The 23,174-nt window shown below is 47.0% G+C and carries 28 protein-coding genes and 1 pseudogene; 3 read left to right on the forward strand and 26 right to left on the reverse strand.

All coding sequences use genetic code 11. From position 1 onward, the window contains the following. Positions 1 to 114: 114 nt before the first annotated feature. Positions 115 to 363, reverse strand: a complete 249-nt coding sequence (locus tag BM299_RS13265; protein ID WP_092485170.1) for a hypothetical protein — start codon at positions 361 to 363, stop codon at positions 115 to 117. Between the two features lie 1,064 nt (positions 364 to 1,427). Between BM299_RS13265 and BM299_RS13275 the strand changes: the two genes are divergently transcribed. Then, a complete protein-coding gene (locus tag BM299_RS13275) occupies positions 1,428 to 2,540 on the forward strand; it encodes an AAA family ATPase (protein ID WP_092485173.1) in 1,113 nt (370 codons plus the stop codon). Positions 2,541 to 2,553: 13 nt separating this feature from the next. Beyond that, positions 2,554 to 4,833: a S8 family peptidase gene (locus tag BM299_RS13280; protein ID WP_092485176.1), complete on the forward strand. Its 2,280-nt coding sequence runs from the start codon at positions 2,554 to 2,556 to the stop codon at positions 4,831 to 4,833. A gap of 536 nt (positions 4,834 to 5,369) precedes the next feature. Here the strand turns inward: BM299_RS13280 and BM299_RS13285 are convergent. The 9 genes from BM299_RS13285 to BM299_RS13325 form a co-directional block, all read right to left on the reverse strand. Further along, the gene (locus tag BM299_RS13285; protein WP_092485179.1) at positions 5,370 to 5,681 is read right to left on the reverse strand and encodes a helix-turn-helix domain-containing protein; all 312 of its coding nucleotides are present in this window, start codon (positions 5,679 to 5,681) and stop codon (positions 5,370 to 5,372) included. 105 nt (positions 5,682 to 5,786) lie between these two features. Further along, entirely contained in the window at positions 5,787 to 6,473 is a 687-nt protein-coding gene (radC, locus tag BM299_RS13290) for a RadC family protein (protein WP_092485182.1), read from the reverse strand. Positions 6,474 to 6,588: 115 nt separating this feature from the next. Beyond that, positions 6,589 to 6,801: a type II toxin-antitoxin system HicA family toxin gene (locus tag BM299_RS13295; protein ID WP_092485185.1), complete on the reverse strand. Its 213-nt coding sequence runs from the start codon at positions 6,799 to 6,801 to the stop codon at positions 6,589 to 6,591. Next, positions 6,798 to 7,046, reverse strand: coding sequence for a type II toxin-antitoxin system HicB family antitoxin (locus BM299_RS13300; protein ID WP_092485188.1), 249 nt, complete (start codon positions 7,044 to 7,046; stop codon positions 6,798 to 6,800). The genes BM299_RS13295 and BM299_RS13300 overlap by 4 nt, the downstream gene beginning before the upstream one ends. 150 nt (positions 7,047 to 7,196) lie before the next feature. After that, positions 7,197 to 8,021 carry an ArdC-like ssDNA-binding domain-containing protein gene (locus BM299_RS13305; protein ID WP_092485191.1) on the reverse strand — a complete coding sequence of 275 codons (825 nt, stop codon included), beginning with the start codon at positions 8,019 to 8,021 and terminating at the stop codon, positions 7,197 to 7,199. Between the two features lie 106 nt (positions 8,022 to 8,127). Next, a complete protein-coding gene (locus tag BM299_RS13310) occupies positions 8,128 to 8,604 on the reverse strand; it encodes a hypothetical protein (RefSeq protein ID WP_092485194.1) in 477 nt (158 codons plus the stop codon). Between the two features lie 18 nt (positions 8,605 to 8,622). Further along, positions 8,623 to 9,621, reverse strand: a complete 999-nt coding sequence (locus tag BM299_RS13315) for a DUF3854 domain-containing protein (protein WP_092485197.1) — start codon at positions 9,619 to 9,621, stop codon at positions 8,623 to 8,625. A 195-nt stretch (positions 9,622 to 9,816) separates the two neighbouring features. Beyond that, on the reverse strand, positions 9,817 to 10,098 hold the full coding sequence (locus BM299_RS13320; protein WP_245779782.1) for a hypothetical protein: 282 nt from the start codon (positions 10,096 to 10,098) through the stop codon (positions 9,817 to 9,819). Positions 10,099 to 10,269: 171 nt separating this feature from the next. Continuing rightward, the gene (locus BM299_RS13325) at positions 10,270 to 11,253 is read right to left on the reverse strand and encodes a group II intron reverse transcriptase (RefSeq protein ID WP_092485203.1); all 984 of its coding nucleotides are present in this window, start codon (positions 11,251 to 11,253) and stop codon (positions 10,270 to 10,272) included. A 447-nt stretch (positions 11,254 to 11,700) separates the two neighbouring features. On the opposite strand from BM299_RS13325, the gene BM299_RS19715 reads away from it, so the two are divergent. Further along, entirely contained in the window at positions 11,701 to 11,982 is a 282-nt protein-coding gene (locus tag BM299_RS19715) for a hypothetical protein (protein WP_131820648.1), read from the forward strand. A gap of 644 nt (positions 11,983 to 12,626) precedes the next feature. Here the strand turns inward: BM299_RS19715 and BM299_RS19435 are convergent. The 16 genes and pseudogenes from BM299_RS19435 to BM299_RS13405 all read right to left on the reverse strand — a co-directional run bounded on the left by BM299_RS19435 (position 12,627) and on the right by BM299_RS13405 (position 23,151). Next, positions 12,627 to 12,779: a hypothetical protein gene (locus BM299_RS19435; RefSeq protein ID WP_165608323.1), complete on the reverse strand. Its 153-nt coding sequence runs from the start codon at positions 12,777 to 12,779 to the stop codon at positions 12,627 to 12,629. A 35-nt stretch (positions 12,780 to 12,814) separates the two neighbouring features. Further along, complete coding sequence (locus BM299_RS13335) at positions 12,815 to 13,258, reverse strand: single-stranded DNA-binding protein (protein WP_092485209.1); 444 nt, start codon at positions 13,256 to 13,258, stop codon at positions 12,815 to 12,817. A 229-nt stretch (positions 13,259 to 13,487) separates the two neighbouring features. Continuing rightward, complete coding sequence (locus BM299_RS19720) at positions 13,488 to 13,841, reverse strand: hypothetical protein (protein WP_207545186.1); 354 nt, start codon at positions 13,839 to 13,841, stop codon at positions 13,488 to 13,490. 129 nt (positions 13,842 to 13,970) lie between these two features. Beyond that, a pseudogene (locus tag BM299_RS20490) lies at positions 13,971 to 14,201 on the reverse strand (type II toxin-antitoxin system RelE family toxin); the annotation flags it as partial. A gap of 18 nt (positions 14,202 to 14,219) precedes the next feature. Beyond that, positions 14,220 to 14,468 carry a hypothetical protein gene (locus BM299_RS13350; RefSeq protein ID WP_092485215.1) on the reverse strand — a complete coding sequence of 83 codons (249 nt, stop codon included), beginning with the start codon at positions 14,466 to 14,468 and terminating at the stop codon, positions 14,220 to 14,222. A 352-nt stretch (positions 14,469 to 14,820) separates the two neighbouring features. Next, a complete protein-coding gene (locus BM299_RS13355; RefSeq protein WP_092485218.1) occupies positions 14,821 to 15,411 on the reverse strand; it encodes a helix-turn-helix domain-containing protein in 591 nt (196 codons plus the stop codon). A 12-nt stretch (positions 15,412 to 15,423) separates the two neighbouring features. After that, the gene (locus BM299_RS13360; RefSeq protein ID WP_092485221.1) at positions 15,424 to 16,230 is read right to left on the reverse strand and encodes a hypothetical protein; all 807 of its coding nucleotides are present in this window, start codon (positions 16,228 to 16,230) and stop codon (positions 15,424 to 15,426) included. A gap of 46 nt (positions 16,231 to 16,276) precedes the next feature. Beyond that, positions 16,277 to 17,395: a hypothetical protein gene (locus tag BM299_RS13365; RefSeq protein WP_092485224.1), complete on the reverse strand. Its 1,119-nt coding sequence runs from the start codon at positions 17,393 to 17,395 to the stop codon at positions 16,277 to 16,279. A gap of 41 nt (positions 17,396 to 17,436) precedes the next feature. Further along, positions 17,437 to 18,168: a hypothetical protein gene (locus tag BM299_RS13370; protein ID WP_092485227.1), complete on the reverse strand. Its 732-nt coding sequence runs from the start codon at positions 18,166 to 18,168 to the stop codon at positions 17,437 to 17,439. Next, the gene (locus tag BM299_RS13375) at positions 18,168 to 18,689 is read right to left on the reverse strand and encodes a M23 family metallopeptidase (protein WP_165608324.1); all 522 of its coding nucleotides are present in this window, start codon (positions 18,687 to 18,689) and stop codon (positions 18,168 to 18,170) included. The genes BM299_RS13370 and BM299_RS13375 overlap by 1 nt, the downstream gene beginning before the upstream one ends. Positions 18,690 to 18,755: 66 nt before the next feature. Next, positions 18,756 to 19,142, reverse strand: coding sequence for a hypothetical protein (locus BM299_RS13380; protein ID WP_092485233.1), 387 nt, complete (start codon positions 19,140 to 19,142; stop codon positions 18,756 to 18,758). Then, positions 19,142 to 20,944: a VirB4 family type IV secretion system protein gene (locus BM299_RS13385; protein WP_092485236.1), complete on the reverse strand. Its 1,803-nt coding sequence runs from the start codon at positions 20,942 to 20,944 to the stop codon at positions 19,142 to 19,144. Before BM299_RS13385 ends, BM299_RS13380 begins: the two co-directional genes overlap by 1 nt. Before the next feature lie 11 nt (positions 20,945 to 20,955). Then, positions 20,956 to 21,606 (reverse strand): TraC-like domain-containing protein, encoded by a 651-nt coding sequence (locus tag BM299_RS13390; protein ID WP_092485239.1) that lies wholly within the window; start codon positions 21,604 to 21,606, stop codon positions 20,956 to 20,958. After that, entirely contained in the window at positions 21,606 to 21,926 is a 321-nt protein-coding gene (locus tag BM299_RS13395; protein WP_092485242.1) for a PrgI family protein, read from the reverse strand. The genes BM299_RS13390 and BM299_RS13395 overlap by 1 nt, the downstream gene beginning before the upstream one ends. A gap of 1 nt (position 21,927) precedes the next feature. Next, positions 21,928 to 22,767 (reverse strand): conjugal transfer protein TrbL family protein, encoded by an 840-nt coding sequence (locus BM299_RS13400; RefSeq protein WP_092485245.1) that lies wholly within the window; start codon positions 22,765 to 22,767, stop codon positions 21,928 to 21,930. 51 nt (positions 22,768 to 22,818) lie between these two features. Then, a complete protein-coding gene (locus tag BM299_RS13405) occupies positions 22,819 to 23,151 on the reverse strand; it encodes a pilin (protein WP_207545187.1) in 333 nt (110 codons plus the stop codon). Positions 23,152 to 23,174 lie beyond the last annotated feature (23 nt).

Genomic DNA, 23,174 nt, shown 5'->3' on the forward strand with positions numbered 1-23,174 from the left:
CCCACTTCCGCCCTGTATGAACCGTTGTACAAGACCATCCCTTCAACGTATCCCTTTCTTTTAGCCGGCTTTCCAACCAACCCCTGTACGATGAAGGCTTCCACCATGGGGTTTTCAGCCACATTCCTTTACCCTCCCGGCCAGGATCAAAACCAGCCAGGCATTAATAATAAAGCCAATTACATCCCCAACATAATAAAATATAAATATCTCCGCGTTCCAGCAATCCACCCGAAAAGTGTTGCTCCGCAATGCAAAGTAAAGAATCAGTGGTTTCCAAAAGTCATAGCTCAAAGGAACCATGACACCGGGGACAACCTCTTTAAACTTGGTTATGCCGAAATGCACCTGACGCTTCTTCATCCAATCACATCCCGGATATATTTTCGCATGACCGAAATAGCTTAAAAAAATACTCCTTGGTTATTAGTGTCAGCAGTGGTTAAAATGTTACAATAGATTTTTCATTTAACGGGAACATAGGGCCCTGGCTGATCGGTGGAATCAAGCTGGCTTTCCTACCCATGCATATTTCAGTTCCCGCCGCGATAGGGCAGCTATTGGCGGGATCCGTTATCCTCTGCTTGATTGTTTGGGTGCTGGCCAGGCGAGGTATTTACCGGCGGGAATTCACTTAAGATAGTTTTTTGGGCAGGAGATCAATGTTGCCGTTTTTCGGTGAAAGATCTTTCCAATAAATAAATACTTGCCAATCCTCATGGTAATAATAATTCAACAGTAGATAAAGCGAATAAACTACTACCCGATTAATAACCATAGCAGATTTCTATGGTTACAAAAACAGCAAATCCGCAAGGCCTTAGCCCAAAAGAGTTTGCGGCCATCCCTACTACCCGCATTAAAACCAAATAAGGCATAAAAAAGGCGAGTTGTCAGACACTCTCGATCAACTTCCAAATTTTGGTGGAGGAGGGCCACATGTCCACGTATACACAGATATTAAAGATACCTTTTTTTGCCTATCTTACTCAGATCCGCGTAATGTTTGTACATAACCTACCCCCTCAGCTAAAGCTTACGTGGGTAATCCCATCCTTACATAATTGATAATACATTAACGCCAGCAGCTTGCGCAATATCAGAGTGGTCATCTCCCGCTGACGGGACGGGATAGCGTAGGTACCCTCCCGCTGCAGAAAAAAGAGGATATCGCTTCATATAATTCCTGTTCCCGGTCGGTGGGATGGAAAGGACGTGTAATAGCTCGTCTTTCGGTGTATTTTATGTATTCCAGCACTTGGCTGCGCAGGGTTCGCTGGCAGAATTTCTGTAAGCGGGCTTTTAATCCCTCCAAATTCGACAAAAACTAATTTGAAACCTGTCATCTAATTTTCATTGACCAAAACCTTGAGGTGTAATATAATTTCCATGTTCGATAAAATAATTTATGGCGTGGTGAATCGAATATGGACCCAAAACCAATCTTAAATCTTATCTCAAAACTCGTTCGGGCTTCATTAGAAAGAGACATGAGGACACTAGAGTCCTCATGCTTAACATTAATAAGGAAAATAAAAAAAGAATATCCTTCCATTGCAGATGAAATTGCTCAAGCATTATCCTATCATAACGTAGGTGGCTCCGTAACCAGATCTATAGGGATAGATCCCCCACCAACAGATAAAGATTCATATTTGTCGCTAGCAAGAGTTGAGGAGCCTGATGAAATTCCACCCAATATAATACTCACACCTGAAATACAGACTCTAGTTGAAAGATTTATAAGAGAAAGAAAATCAACAGATATACTTTTGTCCTCTGGCATTCAACCGCCTACAAATCTGCTTTTGTTCGGCCCACCTGGTGTGGGAAAAACATTATTGTCAAAATATCTTTCGTGCAGGTTATCTTTACCATTAGTTACTTTAGACCTAGCTTCTTCAATATCTAGTTACTTGGGTAGTACAGGTAAGAACTTAAAAAAAATTATGGATTACGCAAAATGTAAACCTTCAATTCTCTTTCTTGACGAGTTCGATGCTATTGCAAAAAAAAGAAACGATCCCACAGATTTAGGAGAGCTTAAACGTATAGTTAATGTTTTACTAAAAGAAATTGAAAATTGGCCAAGTCATTCAATATTAATAGCAGCTACAAATCATGCCGATCTACTTGATAAAGCCATATGGCGCAGATTTGACCACGTAATAGAAATAAAAATACCCAATGCCGAAGCAAGGGAAGAGCTATGGAAATCAAGTTTAAGCAATGAGCTTTTTGAACTTAAATTACCGATTTATAAAGTCTTAGCTGAAGTTACGGAAGGTTTAAGTGCTGCCGACATCTGCCAACTGTCAAAACATATTTTGCGACGAGTTGTACTTAACGAAGGAGAGCCAATAAAAATAATAATTAGCGAGTTAAAATTTATAAATAACCACGATAGCGGTAAATTTAATAAGCGTTTTGCGCAAGTTGCTAAACAGATTCTTGGTAAATCTGTTACTCAAAAACAAATTGCTGATTGGCTTAATATATCAACATCAACAGTTAATCATCACATTAAAAGTTTAAATTAAAGGGGGCGTAAAATTGGACCAAAAAACTAAGTTTCTACCTATTTTAGGTTATGGTGAAAGATTAATTCACCCAATTACAAGGTCATCAGGTGGTGAAGGTCCACAGTTTCCTAGAACTTATGAACAGGCTCGACAACTTGTAAAACAACAAATAAATGTTTTAAAAAGTAATATTCGCGATATTCCAGCCAAAAAACGAATGCGAGAAGTTGTTGCAACAGTTAGGTTAAACTCAAAATTTTTAGCTAAATCGTATATACCAAATTCTTTTTTTCGCGAATCAAACATGGAAAATATCGGATCAAGGAGATGGGTATACTTTACTAAAGACAGTGGTGAAATACAATACAGCAAGTTGCATTTTATTAAAGTTACAGATGAAAAACTTAATCATCTCAATACTTTATTAGACTTAAATGAGTCTAGTTTAACGCAATCTTTCAAAGAAGATATACAAAAAATAGAAAATTTGTCACTTCTGGCTCCAAATGAAGCAATACAAGGCTTTGATGATAATTGGAATTCCGGCAAAGTAGAAATAGTGCTTCATCCTTTTCATGATTCTATAGACGAAGTTATTTATAAGTTAAAACAAATTTTAGCTGAGAACGGAGTAATTACGGATTCTATTCGAGAAAAAAGCTACCCTGGTGGACCAACATTCATTAGTGCTAATATTAACCGCCAAGCTTTGCAATCAATCAGTGACTTTAATCCCTTAAGAACAGTTCACCCAATAAAAGTAAATATTTTCCCAGAAATGAGAGCTATTTCGTTAACCCCAAACGCACCAAATCCTCCGGTAGATGATGGCAGAAGGTCTCGGATTAAGGTGGGAATGTTTGACGGCGGAGTTGATGTAAATAATCCCTTTCTCAAGAACTTTGTTAATAAAAACAAAGTTATAAATACTCAACCTCTTCAGAGAGGCATTGAACATGGCAATGCAGTGGCTGGTGCAATCCTTTACGGCCCTCTTAACAATTATAATTCTGGGGATGTTTTACCTCAGCCATTAGTATCTGTGGAAAGCTTTCGAGTTTTACCGCTTAGTGACCCAAGCGACATTGAATTATATGAAGCCATCGACATTATTGAGAATGTAGTTCCTGCCAGAAATGATATAGATATTTATAACCTTTCTTTTGGTCCATGCGGTCCAATTCTTGATGACGATATTTCACGTTTTACTTATTCTCTTGACCGGTTAGCTTGGGACCATAAGAAACTATTTATAGTTGCAGTTGGCAACGACGGTGACTTACAAGAACCTTTAAACAGGATACAAGCACCTTCAGATATCGTTAATGGTCTTGGTGTTGGAGCATTTTCATATGATAACAATTCAAATGAAATTGTCCGGGCCTATTATAGTTGCATAGGTGATGGACGTGAAGGTTGTAAAGTAAAACCGGACATCTCAGCATTTGGTGGGGATTATAATAGACCAGTGCATTTAGTTTCTTCACATTATGGACAAAAAGTCCTTAGCTTGGGGACAAGTTATGCCGCTCCTATTGTATCAGGCAAAGCTGGTGAAATATTAGCGCGTTGCGACCGCTTTAATTCTTTGGTTGCACGAGCTTTATTAATACATTCTGCTAGACACCCGAGAGGAGTTGATAGGGAACTTGGTTATGGAATAATCGACCAGTCAGTGGAAGAAATGTTTAACTGCTGTACAGAAAAAGAAGTAACAGTAGTATACATAAATTCCATCCAACCAGCTAATTATGCAAAATTGCCAATACCATTTCCTTTAAATGCTAATTGCGAGGGAAATATAACTATAACATGGACAATTGCTGTTTTAACTAAAAATAACCCCCTTCACATAGAAGATTATACTGATTCAGCTCTAGAAGACACCTTTTATCCAAACGATCAAAAATTTAGTTTTAGCAAGAATGGCAGAAGAGTAACTAAACACCTCATAAATGATGCTGACGAAATCAATCAACTTCTTCAAGATGGCTGGACACAAAGTAGCGTTCCGGTATCGAAAAATGCTATAAGTTACCAAACCGAATTAGCACGTCGTCAGGAACTAAAATGGGACACTGTAGTTAAACGGTTTACAAGACTACGTTTCACTTCATTAAGAAATCCATTTTTGGTTCTCCATGGATTAAGCCGTAATGGAAGCACTGATAGAATGGATTATACAGCTATTGTAACTATATCTGCACCCGGTTACCAAGCTAATATGTATGAGGATGTTCTCGCTGAATATGGAGTATTAGAACCGGTAAGGTTACGAGCTATCAATGAAATCTTGGTGCAGACAGCATAAAGCCCAGTGTTTTAACTGGGCTTTTTTAATCCCACACCCTCTCCAACATCCACTCCTCCCCCTCGCGAATCAAATCACATACCATCCCCTACCGCGTCTCACACCGGTACAAGGGTAGACCGGCAGTATCCCACCACTGCAGCCGGCGCGGCAGGCCCTCTTTTACAGTACAGTTGGCCACCCCGCACCATCGCTCATGCTAGCGGAAAGCGACGGACAGGCTACCGCAGGATCTGAATTTCCACCGGTTGTATATAAAGTTCACACATATGCATCAAACGGAGACATTACACAAAACACATGCTTAAAAGAGACGGTGAAATTTGCAGTTAATTTTGTCGAAGCGTGTTGTTTTTCGTAATAACCAACTATATAATTAAATTGTAGTAAGCCATTATGCCAATTGCCCGCAAAATAATGTGGGCTATATTTTTATTTTTCCATCTCATCGTATCTCCTTCTCTCGCCCGGCCAAAACACCGGGCATTTTCTTTTTTGGAAAAATAAACCGGGTCTGTTTCCCGGTTTACTCACTTTTACAGTAGTATATATTTTTTAACTATACTTAAACCATTTTTATCAAGTAATTCAAGCATCCTCTGGGAGGGTCCTTGAGGAATATTTCTTCCTGATTCCCAAGCTTCCACTGTTTTTTTTGACACTCCAATTATATTTGCGAAAGCGGCTTGTGATAAACTTAAGTTCAAACGTATTCTTTTAATTTCATGAGCTTTGTACTTAGGTAGGGGCGCAATCTTGACAACATGTCTATTAACGCCTTTTAATTGTCCTCTTTCATAAGCTATGGCCTCATTTAGCCCCTTTACAATGCCATCATATAAACTCATTTAGAATCTTCCCCAATCTCCTTCAGCACCTTATGTTTATATAATGCCCTACTGAATAGGGTGTGTCAATTTTAAATCACTGTTTTTGTTGTCGCAAGTTTAGAATCATAATAACCCCTTTGTTTTCAGACTTACAAACTTGTTATCTCCGATAACCAGGTGATCCAAGACATTAATACCTATAACGTTTCCCACCTCAATCAGACGCTTTGTCACCTCTGTGTCTCCCCTGCTTGGCGTTGGATCCCCGCTGGGGTGATTGTGTACCAGGATAATCCCATCCGCGCTGCGTCTTATGGCAGCTTTAAACAGTTCCCGTGGATGGACAACTGAGAAATTCAGCGTACCAATGGATATTGTTTCCCGAGCTATCACTTGGTTTTTGGTATTGAGCAATATAGCGAAAAAGTGTTCCCGATCCAGATAACGCATTTCTTCCATTACTAAAGCAGCGGCGTTTTCCGGAGAGGTAATTTTCGGTTTATTCTCAGGCATAAGCCTCGCTAGTCGGCGGGCCAATTCAAAAGCGGCGGCAAGGCGTACAGCCTTTTCCTTACCGATGCCCTTAAATTTCATAAACTCTTCGGGTGTCATTTCCGCCAGTGTTCGCAGTCCTTGCTTCAACAAGAATTCAAGGGTTTCATCGGGCACTTCACCCAAAATGGAAACAAGCACGCCTGGTAATTCAACCGACTCAACTCCATATTGAATCGCTTCTTCCTTCGCTATTGAAACCAATGTTCTCTGTGCCGGAATGGTATATTGTTTTAAATATTCTTCATTCCATAGCATTATTACGGATACGGGCCGCAGCCCGTATCCAATCCCTCCTTTCGGATGATTGGTCTACGGGCGCACGGCCCGGTTCATTTATGACATGTTATTTTTTCTTGAAAAACTTTCAATATTATTCAGTTTCATGCCATTTTTTTTCATCAATCCCCGCCTGCCTTAATATTAGCTTCAACAGCTGAACGCTAATATCTTCGCCGTGAGGATTAGGAATACGCAATTTTAATTGCCCTCTCTTCATAAACTGGTGACGGCCGCCACTGTACGGTCCAGTAAAACCTAATAAGCATAGCCTACGGATTAATTCCTTTCTGCTAACGGGTTTCATGCCTCGGCCACCACTTTATTTAAGTCAATACCACCCAGTTGAGGAAGTGGGTCACGATCCCTCAATTTAAGCAACAGCCATTCTTCAAGTACTTCTTGCAATACCATCCGGCATTGTTCCAATGTTTTTTCATTGGCCCATACTCCAGGACATTTTTCAATTTCACCATAATAACTTCCATCTTCAAGTATTTTATAAGTAGCTTCACACATGGCATTTGTCACATAATTGGTAAGTACAGGCATTTCAATTCCTCCTGTATTTTTTCTTACCAAGATAATAGCACCTACTCTACTCTTGATCAAATTTTCTCTCATTAACCAGATACGGGCCGCAGCCCGTATCCAATCCCTCCTTTCGGATGATTGCCCTACGGGCCGGCTGGCCCAATTTACCTACGCTACTTTGCTTTTCTTCTGCGCATCTTCAACCCGGCTAATTAATTCTGCAGCTGCTTTTTGAATGTCGTTGCCGAGTTTTATTAATTTTTCATTGTCGCCTTTTGCCCAGGCGGAAACATACCCGAAACTGAAACATGACGTATCGAGATCGAAATATTTTGCCACAACGTACGTGGCTCCTTCGGCGATTATTTCTGCCCTCTCCCGGTCGGCCTCATCTTTCGGAGGTTCTTTTTCTACAATTGCATGAATTATCTCATGCAGAAGCGTTGATGTAAGATCATCGCCGGCTTGACCCGCGTCTAAAACTATTTCTCGTTTAACCGGGTGGTAATAGCCTTTAGCCGGGCCGGTTTGGCCAAACTTTATCGGCACCGGTGATGCCATTTTAAGGAGGCTGTAAAGCCTATCACCTTGAACCGTAGCACCTTCCAGATCCCTGGCCAGCTCCGGCAGCGGCTTACCTTCCGTTTGGGCTACGTCGAATACTGTAACTACTTTAAAGCCTTTAATTTTCCACTCTTCATCGCCGGTGTCATCATTAACCACTTTTACTGCCAGCGGGGCAAATATCCTGATCCCCTTTTCGCCTTTCTTTACTCTGCGGCCCATACTGTTCCAGGTTTTTATGCCAGCTACTCTGGTTGCGTCCGGTTTCTGCATAAAGATAAGCATGCTATTACTGAAACTGTATCGGTGGAACCGGGCCTGAAATTTTAAATACTCATGGAACTTGCCGCTGGTTATTAAATCATTAACGCCAGCCTTCAAGTTTTCATATAACTCTTTAACCGTCAAACGGCTTTTGTTTTTCCTCATATTTACGGCACACCGGCCCGGCGGGCCTGGTGCGCCAATCCCTCCTTTCAGATGGATCGGTTTACATCAGACCGCCTTTGCCGGGGCCTTTCAAATAATCAACTTATTAAATATAATTGTTATCTTTTACGCCTTGGATAACCTCACCGTTATAAATAACCGTCAGCCTTTGCGGCCCATTGAAAAAAGTGTGATATACGCCCCTTAGTTTTTGCCTTACATACTCAAGCAGGCATTCCCTTTTAGCATCTATTTTCTTCCATACACGCCCGTAATCCTCACAAAACTCCTGTTCCAACTCCTGCCTTTCCTGATCAGTCAGTTCGTCGAGGGCATATCCTTCCAGCTCCGATTTTACGTATTCATCCTTACTTACAAAAAACTCCTTGCCAAACTCATCCTGCAATCGACGTTCAACTTCCGCTTTTACAACATTGTCAGTTTCATCTTTATAAAGTTCCTCAAAATACCAATCAACATAATCACTCAGTAAACCGCCATAATTCCTCTTCCACTTGTGATGAGCTATCATCATAATCTCCCAGGCACACTTTTCCAACTCACTCTCCAATATAATTTTCATTTATAAAACCTCCCGATACTAAGCGGTTTGCTTTTTATGCATGGCCACAAGCACATCGTCGATGCCTTTGCCCGTTTTCCATCTCGCCCTTTTTACTTTCAGCCCATGCTTCAATAGTTCATGTTTCAAAGCTTTTTCCGCTTCTGCCACAAACTTATTTGTTTTCGCGTCCATGTCGTAAGCAATTACAACTTCTTTAGCACCCATTTCCAGTACGACCTCAAGTACCGGCTTCCAGGCGGTTACGCTGAGCGCACCTATCACCACAGCACCCAGGTATTTGGAGGCAATGTCGGCTTTTAGCGGTCCCTCAGTGATCCAGATACTACTATCTTTCATTCTTTCTGGCCTGGCTATATGAGCCGGTGTACCGCAGCTGCAGCCGCCACGGTGTTGATAGCCGCTGAATAACTTGTACTTGCCTCCCCTGTCCGGATCATCCATCCTTCTCTGCAGTGCCTGAATACGTCCGCTGCTGTCAAGTATCGGAATGAAATAGCCGGGCTGCCAATCAAAGGTCCAGTAGTTGCCGCCATGGCGGCCACGGGCTTTGTAAAACCCGGGGATACCGGCTAGGTCGTGACCTCTTTCAATTAACCTACGGCATATATTCCAGGGTTTATTGCTTTCCGGGACCGACTTGTAGCCTTTTTCTTTTATATCCTTTTCACTCAGTCCGCGCCTGATTAAATCATCCTTGTGTCGCGGGTAAAGTGATAAAAGCCTTAAAAATTCCCGGTACACCCGGTCCCGCACTTCCACCGGTGCGGTTTGCACAGCCGGTATTTTTTCATTTATGATTGCCGGCGCTTCAACCGTACCCGGTTTCAGCCAATGCAAATACGCTTCTTTTCCGTTACTCTGGATTTTTGTTTTAAACGAACCTTCTTTAACTCTCATACAGCTTGCTAAATAGCTGTTAAAACCACACCAGTCATCCTTGCCGCAAATGGGGCAGGGATGCGACGGTTTGGCTTTGATAAATTTTTCATAAGGGTACTTGTGCCTATTTTGCACTCCCGCCCCCTCCTTTAAAGTCGCTGATTTTAATGGCCAAAAAAACACAAAAGGAGAACGCCCGGGGTTATCAACCCCGAAATCGTTCTCCTTATAACTCCAAGCCAACAATTGGCTTTTATATACTTATACAAAGGACGGATTAATTAGATTTTCTAAATCCCGTCCTTAAAACTCACCGGCTTAAACCGCTTTTTACCTGGTCAACAAGCCATAAAATACTCCTGCAAAGGTTAATACCAAGCCGGATATAACGGCAAACTGCTGCACTCTTAAACTTCGCACATCGTTTCGCACATCAGAAATATCCTGCTTTAATTCACTGCGTAATCCAGTGATTTCCTGCTTAAACTCAGCCCGCAAGTTGTTCTCCATCCGGTCCATTCTTTCCACCAGGTAAAGAAACCAGTGCGGGGGTAATTCCGGTGGAACCTCGCCAGTTGCGGCAATTTCCCTCCTAACCTCTTCCACAGCCATCACCTGCCTTCACCCCCATTTTATAAAATGCCGAAGGCTCCGGCAAGCTTAAAAATAGTGATAGGTAAGGACGCTCCGACGGCATTACCCGTCCAGGCTCCTTTTCCCCCACTTCACACCGTGCGTGCGCCTTTCAACGCACACGGCGTTCCATCAAGCAACTTCTGGTTTCTAATTGAGCTTGTTCCTGAACTCGAGAATCTTATTATAGGTTTTCTTATTGACCAGACGTGAAACGTCCTTAGTGCTGTGAATTAAATCATGACACCATTTATGGGTAGATGCGAGGTTGGGTACTTTGTTAATTTGGTCTAGTGGTAAATTGGGGTTTATGTGGTGCGTTTCAAGTTCATGTCCTATTATTAAGTTGCTGCATATCTTGCATTTCCTTTTATCCCGATTGAACGCATAGGCTCTGTTCATTAAATATTCAAAGTTATATTTTGGTTCTTTTAGTCCTTTGGCTATTAGTTCGGATAGTGTTAGGCTCATTGTTATGTCGTCTCTGGGTAACGGTTGTTTCTTCGTTGTGCGTTCGTAATAGGCTTTCCTACCTTCCGGCGTGTATGGCGTTTCTATTGGATTTTTGAGGTATGCCTTTTCCCATTTGATGAATCCTAGACTGGTTATTCCGATTGTTAGTTCGTTATGCTTTATTGCTGGGATTTTTGTCGTGTATCCAGCATGTCTGTTGATTAAGTTATTTACTTCGTTGGCAGATGTCCAATGGACACCTTTGGGTTTTAGCGCTTTATATGCTGTGAATTTGAGAGAATTGGCATATTTGTTTAGTTCGATGTTTACCATGGTTGCCGGTTTGTAGTAGTTACCTATTCCGGTTATGGCGCTATTTATTACGTTGATTTGGTGTATTAGTTGTTCTTCATTGTATTTACGTAGCTGCTTGATACGTTTCTTTAGTTCGTTTACTTTTGCTTTCAGACGTTTATCATCTGGTCTGGTGCATGGTATCCATCCTGTTCTTGATTTGCCGGGTTTCAGTTTATAGCGGAAGCCAAGAAAATGGATAGGGCGTTTCTTAATGTTGGTTATTAGTGTTTTGTCTGGGCTTAGCTTTAATTTGAGCTTTGTGTCCAGGTATTTCTCAATGCGCCTTTTCCATTTTTCGGCGTTGGCTTTGGAATTTGTTGTCAATATCCAGTCATCGGCGTACCTTATCAGATAAGCAGGTTTGAGATTTGTCTTCCTAAGTCCAAAGAAACAACTACACAACGTGTAGCTGGATTAGATTCTCATTTATGAAAAATCCCACACTATACAACCGCCAAACCGGTGAAGGCAAACATGGCCTAAGAAAAGAGATACAAAACCCCCCTGGGGGGGGACCAAGTCCGGAGGTGTCAAGTCCGCCAATAATCCCGCCTTGAACAATTTCCTAAATAACAAGAAGAATCCTCCGGCAGGAAAAACCAAAGGCCAAAAGTGGTTGAATAAGTCGGGGGGGATTAAGGTGACAAAAAAACCCTTAAAGGCCACCTCCAATAACCAAGGAGAACCCGGTTTGGGAAAAAAAACCAGTGGTCCTTGAAAGGCCAAAGGGGCAACCCCCAAAAGCCCGAAACCCAAAGAAAGGCTAAAAAAATGCCCCTCCAAGAATGGGTCAAAAAAAAAAACCAAAAACTCCCGGAAAAATCCAACAAAGAACCCCAGGAAGCCCAACGGGCCCCTTTCCGCCTTTCCCGGGTTAAGGAACCAAAACCCTTTGAAGAAGGGGGGGATGGAAATAACCAACGCCATTCCGAACAATCGGAAGGACTCCGGAAAATGCTGGTGGAAGAAGACCGGCAAGAAAAACCCAGCCGGTCCCCCCGGCTTAACGCCCGGGGTGGAACTGAAGGTAGGAAAGGCAGGGAAGAATGGTAACTCCGAATTTGCCAAGTCAAAAAAGCCCTTAGAATTGGGGAAATTGCCCTCCTCAAATGACCGGCTGGGTGGTGCCGAAAAGGAAACCAAGAAGGAATGCAAAGCCTGATCAAAACCCAAGTTCCGGGAAAACGAATCGGGAACCAAAGGCAACCCCCCCTTCCGAAAAAGGCCAGGGGTAAACAAGGGAGCCAAAACGCCTCCCAAGCAAGCCCAAACAAAAAAACATTCGGTGCCTGAACAAGCCCCCTGGCCCCAACGTGAGTAAAACGTTCAATGCCAACAACGGCCGCCGCCCCCCGCAATCAACCGCCAATTCCCGACACGGTAAAACTCAATACTTCCAAAGAACCCAGCCTGCAAGGGTCCCGTGGAACCGGGTTCCCAACCCTAAAAAACAACTTAACCCCCCGCCTTAGACCCGAAAGAAAACCTTGCCCAACGGTGGGAGGACTAGGCACGCTTCCATTACGGAGAACGTCAGTCTCAGCAAATCCGAATACCTTGACCGTTTCCTCGCACTCTTTCGAGTGTGACAAAGTTCAGTTTCCTTACCCGAAAATTTCGAGCCGTACAAACGCAGGTTCCTATGGTGAGTCGGCATGGTCGCTTTATGGCGGCCCGACTACTTCCCTAACCGCTTCTCAGGTCCGGTTTTCGCCGTCTTCACCGAGCTTCATACCCTGAATCACTGTCACCATCGAATTATCAGGGCATGTCGGAGTATTAGCCTTTCTACGTGGCCAACCTTCCACGCATTCGGGAATTTCACCCGGCGATTCGGAAACACAGTTCATCAGGTTTGCACCTAATGCCTACTTTTGTTCAGGCATTACTGCCTACGTTGTGTAGGAACAACGCGCACCGGAATCTTTTCTTCATTAAAGGAAATTTCCGTGCCGAACTCGTCATCCGGCATCGGCGGTGGTTCCACCCCGCCCGGATGATTACTCTTTTTACCGTCCGGCAAAAAGATAACCCTTCGGGCAACAATCTCAGCCGCTTTTCTGCGAACCCCCTGCGAATCGTCATATGAGCGAATTTGCAACCTTCCGTCCACGCTGACCAGCCGCCCTTTGCCAAGGTATTTACAGCAATTCTCGGCCTGCTCGCGCCAAACAACAATATCTACAAAATCCGCTTCCCTTTCACCTTGCTTATTGGTAAAACTCCTATCCACCGCCAGGGTAAACCTGGCCACCGCATTGCCGGAATCCGTATGCTTCAGCTCCGGATCTCGCACCAAACGACCGATTAAAATAACCTTATTTAACATTCTCCACAACCTCCCTGATTTTTAAAAATAAAAAAGCCCGCACGAAACATTCGCCGGACATTTTTACTCACTTGCGATTTTTAACTCTCTCAGCCTGAGCAGAAACAAGCCTCCAAATAACTACGACCTCTACTGCAAAACCATTCACTTACTGCAGCATTTCTCATTTTATAGTGATAGGTAAGGATACTCCGACGGCATTACCCGTCCAGGCTCCTTTTCCCCCACCTCACACCGTGCGTGCGCCTTTCAACGCACACGGCGTTCCATCAAACAAATTCCGGTTTCTGATTGAGCTTGTTCCTAAATTTGATACTGCCTGCGTTGTGTAGGAACAACGCGCACCCATAGTAACTCTGTAAAGTTCCAGCAACGGCGCCACAGTATGCAGCAATTCTTTTTCAATAAAACACCTGTCGCCCTTCAACACAGCCTCCATAAGGTGGCCCATATGAGTGGCCGCAATGGCAGCCCATTCAATTTCCGGCCGTTCCCGGTCACCGTGCATCATCCGGTTAGTCCTGACCTGCAAGCCCACCTTATCAATAAAACTATCCATAACATCTTTTTGCACAACACTCATTTTCCATAACCTCCTGTTCTTAAAAAAAAGACAAGCGTACACAAACACTTGTCTTTAAACTCAATTATTTTAACGATAAACACGATTATCTTTAAAAATCCCCATACCACCTTCAAGTTCTTTATGCTATTAGCGGTATGCTTTACTCCGATGGATTACTTCCGCAATATGAACTTCTCGATTTTCAAACTGGTATCGAAAAGTCACACGCCAATTACCAACCCGAAGTCTAAAGCGGTTATCCATATCTTCCAGCTTACGAACATCACCCAAAGGTGGAAACACCCGAAGATTTCTTTCTATCGCTACTTTAATTCTTTTTTGTACCTGCTTTTCTAAAGACTTGAGCTGTCGAATGGCTCTGGGGGAAAAATTATCTCAAACACCAAGTTCCCTCCAGACATCTTCAGCTTTTACGCCTTTACCAGCATCAATCTCATTAAATGATTTTTCGATTTCGACTGCTTCTTCCGGTGAAATCTTTTCCGTTGGCCAGGCAATGGAATTTAATATTACCCACAATGCCTGTAACTGCTCTTGATTTAAACGGTCGATAAGCGCCTTAACATCTTCTTTTTGAACGGCCATGGCAACCACCTCAAGACTATTATATCTTAAGTGCGCCATTCAAATCACCTCTTTTTTTACAAAACTATCCACAACATTTTTTTGCATAGCACTCATTTTTCATAACCTCCCGTTCTTTTTTTAAAAACAAAAAAAGACAAGCGCACATAAACACTTGTCTTTAAACTCAATTATTTTTATCAAATTAAACACACACCTAATTAAAGGCTCATGCTTTTAACAGAACACACCACCGGCCCGCAAGCCAGGGTCATTCAAGCAACATATTTCAGCCCACAAGCTGAAATGGTAAATAAAGACATACTTCCGGCCCGCAAGCCGAAGTCAAAGCAAACAATTCTTAATGGTAAGATTATCATATTGTCTGAAACATTTCAATATAAAAATCATATCATCTCCCCGTTTGTTTAAAAATTATTTGGGAATCATCGCTTAAAAGCATAGTATCCGTAGTATACAATTTCCCTTCCGGAGTATACCGCCGCGCCTCGTCCAGCGTGGGAAACAGCAAAAGATCGGCCTTTTCGCCGGGTTTTTCTCCACGCCGCACCGGGTCCACCAGACGCGTGTTGTTAATTGTCATCCTCACCGCCTGCCGGGGCAACATCTCCCAGATCATCCCCGGCTGTTCGCGTCGTAGGCGCAAAAAAAGCAACCCCAGGGCCGCCAGCCGCGCCGCCTCCCCCGGGCCGGGCAAAGGCACGGTGGAGGCAAGCCAAACCCGCACATAGCGCCCCTCTTTCAAACAATCAAGCCGGTAAGCGAGGCCGGCCCGCTGCAAAGCATACATATTCCTTTGCAGCGCCGGCTTCTTACACCCCAGATACCGGGCCAACATCGTAGTAGTCAGCGCCGCCCCGGACGCGCGCAGCAATTCCAGCGCCGCCAGCGCCCGGGGGCTTAAATTTAATATTTGGCCCCGGGCCTCCTTTAAAGGTCCCGGGGCAACATCATCAAAATAAGCGAACGGACTGTCCCGCACTTCACCACCACCCTAAGCCAGCCGGTCCGTCAGTTTCAATCGCAGCAATCTTTTCTCCCGGTCAAACCTGGTTACAACGCCGCGCACCCGGTCCCCGGGGCTGATCCTGTCCAAAAGCGAAAAGTTGGCCAAGGCAACCACACCATCCTTAAACTCCACAAAAGCCTTGTCACCGTAAACCCTCACCACCGTACCGGATATCCTGTCCCGGCGCTTAAGATCAACACTATCCCAGGGATCCGGCAGCAGCTCCGTACGGGACACCACAATTTTATCCTGCTCCGGGTCAACTTCCATTACCTTAACCCGCAGCTGTTGCCCAAGACTAAAAACTTTACGCAGCGACTGGAGCTTTTGAGAAAACGTGGCCATCCGGCGGGGCATTTCACCTATCACGCCGCCGCCCACGTCCAGGTAAACGGTATTACGCCCCACTCCCCGCACAACAGCATCCACAACCTGTCCCGGCCCGAGCCTTTCCATAACCGACTTGCGCATCTCAGCCAGCGCATCTTTTCGTGATAATGCCACCACGCCCGACTCTTCGTCAATTCCCCTTACTTTGACAAAAATTTGCGTACCGGTGAACTGGTCCATCTGCCCGGGGTATTCCAGCCCCGACTCCGAAAAAGGAACCAGCCCTCTGACACCGTCCAGTTCCAGTACCCAGCAATCTTCACCGTTAGCTTTTGTAACTCTGTCCACTTTAGCTTCAATAAGCAGATTACGCTCCCAGGCTGTATACAAAACATCAAGCCCACTAGCTTCGGCAGTAGTTTTGAAACCTTCAGGCCGCGTAAAAGTTTTGGAAACCTGCATAATAAAACCTCCCATTATTCTAATTTAGAAAAACTGTCACTGAACATCATTTTTTCAAGAACCTTAAAAACGACCGTTTTTGTTCCACCACTTTGTCCGGCAGCACCTCCGAAAGCAGCTCTTGCAACGCCTCACCTGCTTCATCCGGTTTGAGCGGATCGGGGGTGTATGGTAAATAACCAGCCTTTAAGCCGATTTCACTTGCCAGTTTCTTAAAACTTTTCTCCGAGGGCGCGGCAAAGACCAAACCAACATTACCCTGCTCCCCGCACAGCGAAAGAACGGACAATAAATCATTCCACCGCCAGGGCGCAGCGGAGGCGACAACCACGGCCAGGCTTGACCTGGAGAAATCCGCTATTTTAGAATTGCTGAGCTCGCCGAGATCCACGACAATATACTTATACTTGCCGCGTATTTGCTGCAGTTTCTTGTAAAATGCCCGGTCTAATTCCGCATTGTCCACATCGGGGCCAATCGGAAAAATATGCAGGTTCCCCACCCTGTATGATCCTGGTATTTCCCCCTCACGCATATTTAAAGCCCTGACCAAATACACAAGACTTCTTCTACTGCTGAATTCCAGCAATGCCGCGGCATATTTACTCCTGGCTATGTGCGAGGCTATGGCCAGAGCCGTATGCGTGCAGCCAATCCCCGAAGCCGCGCCCGCGACGGATATGGTCACCGCGCCGATCGGATGGCGTTCGATGACCACCCGGTCACTCGTTCCGTTTTGTTCCCGGTCATGGGATACATGCCACCTGGCCGCCTGCGCAAAGGTAGCCGGCGGCGCCTGCAGGATCCGGCCGGTTAGTTGCGCCCAGTCCGAATCATCTTTGCCCGCCGCAATGTCATAGATACCCAGGCCGACTAGCTGAGCTACCGTATCGTCACCCGGTTCCCTGTCCGAAACAAGAAGCACGATCCGCACGCCGGGCCTGGCTATACGATACCCCTTTACAGCCCTAACCAGGTCATCACCCGGCCCGACATCCACGTCCAGCACCAAAGTATCAGCCGCAACCCGGGCCAGCGACTGAAACATGCTCTTAATACCGCCGCTGTCCATTTTTTCAGCCTGGCAAAACACCAAATCGCCCAGCTCCCGCACGACGGCCAGCACCTGCTCCGCCCGCTGTGGGGCAACAACTACGGCGTACATTATAATCACCAACCTTTGACATGTATTCAACCTGTTTTTAATCAAGCATCCGCAACGGAAAAAGCAAGCTCATCAATGGTAACATCTTCAGGCAAAGGTTTTATCTCCGTAAAGCGCACATACAGCGTCTCGTGCCCCCGTAATCCTTCGGGCAAAGGTCTGATGGCCAGCCGCCCGTAGCGATAATAATCAACCTCTGTCCAAGGACCTTTCGGTGAAGGCGATATCTGTGTCTTTATATAGCCGGTCAAATCGAAATCAACATGCGAGTAACTTTCAAAAGCCTCGTGGTAATTCAACCGGCTGCCCCGCACAGCCACTTCAATCCCGTCTATCGGCCTGCCCCGGTTTGATACCGCAAAAGTAATTCCCCCGGGTTTCAAATGGTAAATCTTTTCCTCTTCCGTGGACATGGTTCTCGAAAGTCCGTAATGTCCGGTCTTGATTACTTGAAAATCTTCCTCTTTGACAGGCGCACCGATATAAACGGTGCCCAGATCTCTGGTAGTTTTATCTTGTATGTCGCGTTTGATCTTTTCCATGACCTGCTCGTTCGGCCGAGAATTTAGAAAACGAAAAACATATACGCGCGTGGTGGTCTTCCAGTTAAAATAGTTATCGCTCAACTCCGGTTCTTGAACGTCGTTCAAGTCAACACCACTTTCAGTTGGTAAAATCCCGGGTTCCGGTTCCCGGAACCCTTTCCCCGCGAAAAAAGCCACAGCGGCAATTAAAATTGCCGCCGCGGTTAAAGCCAAAAATTTGCGACTCATTAATCAACACCCCCGTAATATTTAATGGGATTTCGCGGACGACCGGCCACACGGATTTCAAAGTGCAGGTGCGGGCCGGTGCTCTTGCCCGTGCTGCCGACATAACCGACAACATCGCCCGCGCTCACCCGCTGACCAGGAGTAACGGCAATACGGGACAGGTGGAAATACCTGGTTTCCGCAACTCCATGGCTTATAACCACCGCTTTGCCCGCATTGCCCATCCACCCGGTTGCCTTTACCACCCCTGTTCCGGCGGCCAGCACCGGTGTGCCGGTCGGGGCGGCCACATCAATCCCTTCGTGAAAACCATAGCCGCCATTTACAGGGTCGATCCTTTCGCCAAACTCCGAAGTAACGTTGAATACGCCCGGCACGGGCCACAGCCAGGGTCCGGACTCATCCGGCCTCCAACCGGGAGGCACGTCCGCGCCTGCGTTTATAATAAAGCTCAGGTCGGTAATTAAATATTTCCGGACCTCCTCCAGGTCCACATCCAAGTCATCACAAACTTCCGTCAAGGTTTTCAGCCTGAAAACCGGGTAAGTGGTTCAGGTTCTATTCTCCCCACTACCCACACAGTGGGTTCACGTGCCATCCTGCTCAATAAAGCTTTCAGCCAAAGATTCAGCCCTGCTTTTGGTAACTTTCTTAAAATTTTGCTTGAGACGCACAGCGTCTATGGCAATCATCTGCTGCCAGTCAATCAAGTCCACCCCGTCGTCGCAAGGCGATTTCGTGCTTGCCGTCACCTCTTTTGCCGCGTCAACATACAGCTTAACCCGTGCGGGCGGAGCTACGGGCACATGCTCATAAACCACAATCGGGCCGGCAAAAATCAGGGCAAGAAGCGTCAGGGGCAGCAGCATTGCCAGCAAGATAAATTTAACGACCTGTTCCGGCTCCGGCACAACTCCCGAAATAAAAGCCCTGGCCAGAGCCTTTGCAATATAACCTGCCGCCGGCGGGGCCATTATTCGCCACCACCCGTCAGCAGGGGCAGTTCATAGGGGGCGGCTTCAATTCTGGCCCGGATGCGCTGCGCGCCGGCAACCAAAAGCCCCTCGCCGCGCCTGGCGCTGAAGAGCAACTCTTGCTCCGCTTCGGACAAGTTCATCAACCGGGACAATACTTCAAGGTCCTTCTCACCCTGGGCAAGCAATAGCTTGTAGCAAGGGTTGTCCAAAAGCGCCTGCCCGTGCATGGCCACGGCCGGGTCCAAAAAATCCACGACATTCTGGCTGATTACAAACAGACCGCCCATGTACTTGCGGATGCGCTTTGAAGTATCTCTTAGAAAAGCAAGGGCCTGGGGCGTCTGGGGGTCCACCAGCAGCCACGCCTCGTCCACCACCAGGATTGTTTTTTCCTGCCGGTCCCGCTCTATCTGGTGCCAGGCGTAGGAAAGCACATTAAAATACTGCGCCCGCCGCACTGCTTCATCGGCGTTCTGCAACTCGTGCACATCCAGGACAATCAGATCCGAATCCGCTTTGGCCGTAGTGGGTCCGGCCCACAGGGAAGAGTCAGCGCCTTTTGCCGCCCGGCGCAACAACACGGCGAGCCGCTCCCAGTTGCCGGGACTGGTTTCGGCTTTGGCCGCGATATAATCATACAATTCCCTGGTCGTGGGCCACCTGTCTTCGGAAACGGAAGCCGGATCAGTATCCCAACTGATACCGGCCTCTTGGTAAATATCCACCAGGGCGTCTTCCAGCGACGCTTTTTCCACATCCGAAAGGTCCCGCAGGTATAGCGAAAAAAATGTGCGAAGCGTTTTCAAATGCAGCGCCAGAGGACCTTGCACAGCTTCCGATTTTTCAACCTCTTCTTCATCTTCTTCATCGCCCACCGGCACGGCCCGCACCTGCAGAGGGTTAATACGTCCCTGGCCGCCGGCGCAATTGATCCAGGCCCCGCCCAGCTGCTTACACATCTGTCTGTACTCTCGCTCGGGATCGATAATAATCACCCGCGCCCCCTGGGCCAGTTCCCTGAGCAGTATTATTTTTACCGCGAAGGTTTTCCCCGCCCCGGGCTTCGCCAATACCGTCCAGTTGGAATTAGTCCTATCGCCCACTCTTTTCCATATATCCACCAGGATCAGCCCGCCGTCCCGGTCCCGGCCAAGGACAGTGCCGCTGCCGTCATTAATGCCGCCGGCCGTAAAAGGAAACGAAGCCGCCACCGTCTCTGAAGGCATATTCCTCTTTCCGGCATCCGATATTTCAGTGGGCAACATAGCCCAAGGGCCAGCCGCTTTAAGACCGTCTTCCTGCCTGAAGACAGCCGCCCGGCCCCGCATGCCCGCCGCCGCCAGCGCCGCCTCCACAGCCCGCGATCTCCTGTCCAGCGTCTCCCGGTCGGGAGCCAGCACAAGCAAAACCGTGGTCAAATTAAATACCTGCTGCTGCTCCTGGTCGATTTTCCTTAAGAGCTCCCGGGCATCTTTCAACCCCTGCTCGGCGCGCTGCATGACAAGAGCGTTGCCGCCCTGTTCCAGCCTTGCGGTCAATTCGCCAATGGACTTGTTGATGCTTTTGGTTAATTCAGTAGGATCGGTTGGTGTAACGTGTATGGAACAGACCACCCCGGGCATGCCGGATACACGGGACAGCCAGGCGGAATTAACCCGGGGCGGATAACCGGTGATTACCATAACCCGCCCCAGCTTGTCACCGAAAACAATATCGCGCGCGTTAAACTCCAGCGCCTGCGGGGCCAGGCTGTCCAATAGTCCCGACGCCTTCACTGATGTATTATCTTTTTTGGCCATTATGACACCTCCTACGAATCTACTTGAGTTGAAATATGCGAAATAGGGGCCGGCGGACGCTCAAAGGCCGCCTGCACCGGCTGAGTGAAACAGAACAACAGGTCGATGATTTCCTGGTCATTGCAGACATCCACATCAAGGCCCGCGCCCTCCAACATCTCTTTTAATTCAAAAGCCCACTGGATCGCTTCCTCGCGGGCCTGACTTCCCTTCTTGTGGGGCAAAAGAATATAGTACCGGCGCTCCAGGGCCTCGCCGCCGGCGACCATGCCGGAGACGTACCGCAAGTAGTTCTGCAGCAACCGCCTCCTGCCCGGTTTGCCGGTCAAATCCCGGGAAAGGTTCTCAAGATGACGCAAGTACGCGTCCAGATCCACCGGGCGGCCCAAGCAAAGTATTTGCAATGATTCCCTCTGCCCGTTGAACGCCTCGTGCACGGCGCTTATTACACGCCTTTTTTCGTTTTTAGATTTGAGGGCAAAATTATAGGGCCGCACCCGTAACACGGAAACCAAACTGCCGTCCCGCCGGTAAACCACCCCATCAGCGACATCTTTAAAAGGCAGCCATTGCTGCACTGAAGCCTTGGAATCCTGTTTGGCTTCAGCCGCATCTATCCCGCGGGCCGTCTTTTTATTGCCCCTGATTTTTTTAATAATCATCAACTACCCCTCCTGTATAAGTACCGCCGCCGGGAACCGGCCCAGCGGCGTTTCCTGCGAATCAAATCATAAAAGCTCAGCCCGTCCGGACCGGGCCTGGTTACGGCAAAAACGAAAGCCGGCGGGATGACCAGCGTCACAAAACGCACGCCCGCAGCGGTAAATAAACTGACAATACCGAACAGCACCGCCCCCACAACTGCGCCGGCCAGCACCGCGCCCAGCTCAAACCAGCCGAAGCCCGGGAAAATTTCATATCTTGTCACCACGTTGCGCGGTATCAAATACATATCAGTATTTGTATCGTTAGCCGAACCCATATCAAGCCCCCCTCGTCAGCATTTTCCGCACCAGAATCATCTTGGCCGCACCCCCGGCCGCGCTGCCGATGCCGGTATGGTGGGCGAACTGCCGCAAAAAACTCGGCGCTTTGAAAGTCACCCAAAGCCAGGCGATGGCAAAGTATGGTCCGAAATCGCTGGCCATGTTTACTCCCTGGGCCAGAAAGCCCTTGATAAGCAACACCTGAAGGGCCTGAGTCATGCTTAGAACGACCAGTTCCCGCCACCAGGTGGCAAACACGCCCTCGTCGTTCTTGAGCAACCCGATGGCCATCACCGGCCCCACGACCGCCAGCGCGCCCAGTTCCACCCCGCGAATGGCGGCCTGGACCAGAATAAGAAACCACAAAACCAAAACTATCAAAACCATGATAACCAGGGTTACCGGCATATCCAAGGCCGAACCCAGACTTACGCCCTCAAAACCTCGTTCAATCTCATACGAGGAAATAGTTCCAATCGCCCCGGCCAGGCTGTTACCCAATTTATATACAAACTCCGCCAGCCACGGCATCCCGGCAATGGCCGCAGCCCCCAAAGCCGCCCTGGTCAATAGCCTGCCGATGTCCGCGCCCGGTTCCCCGTGCTGGTACAAGATATACGAGCGCAGGCATTCCACCGTCACCGCCACAGCCAACAGGCTGCCGGCAGCCGCCTGGGATATACCGATGGCGTTTCGGACCAGGGGGTTATCCAGCACGTCCATAGCTACTTTCATTAAATTCGTAACCTCCAGCATGGCCATATTGATCATTGAGTCGGCTATGCCGGCAAAAAAATTGACAATGGCTCCCGTAATGAGGTTGTATATTACCTCCACTCTTTAACCTCCCTTCAATGGGCCGGGTAATCGCCCCGGCCCTTTTGGGCTTTAAAAATACGATAAAAACGCCTTAACGATCAAAGTTGCGCTGACACCTATCGCACCGCCGACCAGAGCGTTTTTAATCCCCTTGTTGTGTACGGATACGCTATGCGGCTCATCTTCCTGGCTGAGGTTTTTCATTAACGCGTGGTAACCTATTTTGGCCCCGGCGGCGACCGGAATCAGCCCCAAAATCCAGCTGGAAACATCATTAAGTAAATTTTTAAAGCCGGTTACAAACTCAGGCTCCCCGGCTGCGGCAGCCGGGGAAACAAATAAGAGGAAGGCTATAATTGTTACCGGACTCAGAGTTAAAAACTTTTTACCAACTCTTCTCATGCTTTCTTGTCCTCCTTAATCAA

Origin of the sequence: Desulfoscipio geothermicus DSM 3669 (assembly GCF_900115975.1) — a bacterium.
In the GTDB taxonomy this organism is placed as follows: domain Bacteria; phylum Bacillota; class Desulfotomaculia; order Desulfotomaculales; family Desulfallaceae; genus Desulfoscipio; species Desulfoscipio geothermicus.